Below are 4612 nucleotides of genomic sequence, written 5' to 3' on the forward strand. Positions count from 1 at the left end.
GCCAAACAAATCGAAACCGTCTGTCGCTGATGCAACGTCACCGATTCCGTCGTTGTTGAAATCGCCAATCGCATAGTTGTTAGCCGGGTTTTGAATCCCGCTAACACGCGCGCCGATAACGAACGAGTCGCGTCCAACAACGCTACCATCGGAGGCCAACCGTGATACGATTATTGAATCTCCGAAGTAGCCTACGGCATCGAGATTGCCGTCTCCATCCATGTCAAACAGCCGATCAGCACCCCCGGAGCCGATACTCTCGGCGGTCTGAAACGTCCCATCGCCATTACCGCGTTTGAGAGCAACCACGGAATTGACAGCGCTTGCAAACACAAGATCGAGAATTCCGTCCCCATCGATGTCGCCGAGTGCGGAATTTCGTGACGCTTGCACGAAGAGTGGCTCTTGGAAGGTTCCGTTGCCATTACCAAGTTGTGCGAAGCCATCGATAACTACGTCAACCAAACCATCGTTGTTGATATCCCCCGTCAATACTTCCGTGATGTTACCGCCGAAGTCATGTGTCATTGCGGTCAAAAGTTCGAATCCGCCTGATCCATCTCCTGCAAACACTTGCAAGTTGGAATTGTCAACAACAAACAGATCGTTGACCTCATCTCGATTGAAATCTGCGGTGCGGACGAGTATTGGCTGAGTTCCAAGACTGACCGTTGAACGGGTGTAGGATCGTGGCTGAATATTGGAAATAAACAGTTCGATTTGCTCGCCGAAGAAGTTGGCAACAGAGATATCAACTTTGCCATCGCCGTTTAAGTCGCTGAGATCAAGGTCTATTTGCGAAAACCCCTGTCCTCCAACCGCGTCGCTGATCGGCGTCGGTAGGAACGCACCGGTGCCATCGCCATAGAATGCAACGAGTGTTTCGGCGACACTGTCAAGAACCAGAACATCGAGGTTCTCATCGCCATCAAGATCGGCGGACCTGATCAGTTGCGGTTCCAACCCCAACGGGGTTCTGTCTGATGTGAGGAAACCACCCTCACCATCGCTTGTGTAGACCGCTACCTTCGCCTGCCCACCCGATGCGCCGACGAATCCTTCGGATGCTCCCGTTGCCAGCTCCGGTACGCCATCACCATTGAAATCTGCGATTGTGGTGGCTTGACTGACGGAACTGGCAGGAAGTGACGAGAACAGAGTGATTCCGCCATTCCCATCGTTTTCGAAAACCAAGATAGTATCTCGCAGGCCGTTGTCGTCGATCCGGCCAACAAGGTCGACATCACCATCGCTGTTTAAGTCCGACGCAAGAACCTCCGTCATCGGAACACCCGTATCGAAATCTTGAGGAGTTCCGAAGTTTCCGCCAACTTCGCCGAATACAACGGAAATCGAGTTCGAAAGATTTGCGGTGACGAGATCTTCGAAGCCATCGCCGTTCATGTCTGCAATAGCGATGTCGCGTGCGTCGTTTCCAGTGAGAACTATTCTAGGATCATTAAACGTACCGTCACCTCTGCCAAGCATGATGGACACTTCGGTCGGTTCATTCTGTGCTGGATTGAAGTTGGGTGTGCTGAACGGCACAACGGCGACATCAAGATCGCCGTCGTCGTTGAAATCGGCAAGCTCGAATTGCTCGGCGTCTTCTGCAGCCTCCGTCACGATCGGTGCTAGAAATGTTCCGTCTCCGACACCAGGAAATACTGCGAGCTGACCATCGGAAGTGCCGACGATTAAATCAATCGTACCGTCGCTCGTGAATTCACCTGCTCTTAGCTTACTTCGTTCGTCCACTTGCAGGCCCGTCAGGTCTAGCAACGGTAGTGTAGTGAACGCAGACCCGTCGATACCCAGAGAAACTGAGACTTTGTTGCCCGTGAAAAGATCGATCGACAGGCCAATGATGTCGAGGCGTCCGTCAGCATTCAAGTCCGCCACTTCCAGCGCATGGGTGCTCGGAACATTCAATGCAATTCCCATGTCCGAAAAGCCCTCGTGAGATTGGCTCGGCATTACGATCAGGTTCTCCGATGAACCGAACAATTCGCCTGCGGCAACGATATCCTCTAGAGCGTCGTTGTTGAAGTCCCCCGACGCAAGTACGGCAACGAAAGCAAACGTGCCGTCGGGCGAGGTAATGTCATGTGTTTCACTAGGAATTCGCACACCGCGATAAAACGTATCTGATTGAGAAATGAGATTTCCGCGATCATCGTAGGTGAATCGAGATTGATTGCCCCTGGCATCCGTTGCAAGCGTAATTTGATTGTCGGCGTCTCGCACAAATTCACTGCTGTTGCCTTCACCGTCATTTGCATTGATGGCACGCCCCGTTTGATCGAGTGTGACGGACGTGATATTGGCATTCGCATCTAGCAGGCGTGCTGTATCGCTTGGTGTCACCGGTACAACGGGCGCCGTTTCTGGATCAAGCTGAACGGCGAGAGGGAGAAGATTCTTCGTTTGTAGCGGCTCAACGAATACCTTTGTGCCATCCGTTCGTGTCGCTGACGTAACACGACCGTGGAATCCGTACTGCGTTCGTTCCGTGAATCCACGCTTGTTGGTCTCCTCGATCATTCGGTGACCGGAATCGTAGACAAACGTTCGAGATGAACCATCAGGATCAATAACCCGCGATAAATCCTTTCCGCTGTATTCAAGCTGGGTGATACGACCTGCCGGATCAGTGATGGAAATGATCTTTCCGTTCTCGGTGCCGAAGGTCGTCACCTTGCCGACCGGATCGACGATTTCTGATATGATCCCGTTGACGTAAGTGTAGGTCGTTTGGTTCCCATTGCGATCCGTTCGCGACATGATCCGCCCGTCAGTATCATACGTTTCTGTAAATTGGTTTGGACTGACTCGTTGGTAGCTCCCGTCGATAAGCCGAGTAAGACGTGTGAAGTCGCCACCAGGAGAAACGAAGGGGTCGCCTTGTTGACTAGACGCTAGAAACCTCGCCTGCGTCCCGTCTCCGTTGATGATCAAAACCGAGCCATCATTGATGCTTACAATCTGGTCTAGACCAGAAATTCCCCAACCCGCACCATAAGGGCTGTCAATGGAATTGATATGGACGACTTCTCCGGTGGTTGTGGCCGTTTCACCCACGAATCGATTATCGTTTGTAAGCGTTAGCGTTCCGCGATTGAGTTCATAGCCGTAAATGCCACTTGCAAGCGACCGTAGATCGGTTTGGATGGCGACCTGCCCATCCTGTATATCATCCGGCAATTTCCAAAATCGCTGCCCGCCCGTTAGTCCGAATTCACCGGCACGCACTCCCTCGCTACGGATTTCTACGACACCATCGGAGAAGGTGATGTCAGCAACCAGTCTTGAATTAGCATCTGGACGCAAATCGGTGTAACCGAAGTGCACGATTGGTCTGGGGTCGGCACGTTGAGAGTCGTAGACAAGTTTTATGCCTCTTGTCACGCCTTGTGATTGATAGGTCACTGTTTGGTGCGTTTCAATCAACGCACCGCTATGCAGTTCCACATCTGAGTTCGTTTCGGTTTTTTTGCCACCGGTGGGAATACTTCCAGTTGTTGCCACGCAGTCGCAATTAGGATCGCATTGCTGGGGACAATTGTCATCTTGATTGGCGGTAAGGCCGTTTTGAGGTAGTGCCTGAGTTGGTGGAATCACCGGTGGTGCAGCAAAGTGCCAACTGCTGTTGCGGATGCCTCCCGAGATTGTTTCGATTGCTGTGCCATCGTTGCTGACAATGCCATCACCAACGTCTTCGAATTCACCGGTAACTGGGTTGATTGACCAAAGATCAGTGGGGGTTCCAGGTGCAAGACCGGCTCGGTTGGGCAGCCTCAATGGTGCAGGTACAGCGAACTGCATTTCGCCGGGCTGGATTGTTACGACCACGTCGGTAAGAAGATTGTCGGGTAGTGCGGCGGGGGTCAGGTCGGGCGGAACTTCGGTGATACTTAACACGCCGTCATAGGGTGATCCGTCGGGGCGAGTTAGAGTGTTCGCAGCAACAGTGACGGAAGCCATTTCGCCGGGAGCAATTTCTTGTTCAACAATGTTCTCCACGCCGGGAATGATCGTGCTGCCACCTGCCACGTCTAAAGCAGGCAGAAAGATTGGGCGTGGAATGACGTTGCTGAATCCTTCGTAGATCGGATGGTCGAGAACGAGAGGGAGCTTTTCAGCGATGTATGGGTAGACATTGGGGCCGGTGATCGCTTCGCCACGAACGATCAACGCGTCTCCGTCGAAGTTGACCGCGGTGTCGAGTGTGAATTCACCTTGATCGTTCGTCGTCGTTGTCGTGCTTCCAAGTTCAATAGGTACGCCGACCAAGGGCGTCGAGTTGGTGTCGAGAATGCGACCGCTGAGTTGCGTCGGCGCTCCTGGGACGTGATCGGGTACGGTTACGGTAAACTCGATCGTGTCGGACGCTGTTCCGTCACTGACGCTTGCCGTGATTTGATATTGGCCGACATCATCAGGCGTTGGCGAGAATGTAAGAAGTCCTTGAGGACTGACAGTGACTTTCGGTAGCGATTGATGTGCAAGAATCGAGAACGTGAGATTATCTCCGTCGGCGTCAGTAGCCGAGAGTTGAGTCTGAGTCTGCTCGCCAGGAGAGACCGTGAAAGGTGAAACAGAAAGATCGAAC

At 52.6% G+C, this 4612-nt stretch carries 1 protein-coding gene; it reads right to left on the bottom strand.

All coding sequences use genetic code 11. The features are described 5' to 3' along the window. A partial coding sequence (locus RMSM_RS37600; protein WP_008707237.1) for an FG-GAP-like repeat-containing protein occupies window positions 1–4612 on the bottom strand: 4612 nt, incomplete at both ends.

It is taken from the genome of Rhodopirellula maiorica SM1 (assembly GCF_000346295.1).
Classification (GTDB): domain Bacteria; phylum Planctomycetota; class Planctomycetia; order Pirellulales; family Pirellulaceae; genus Novipirellula; species Novipirellula maiorica.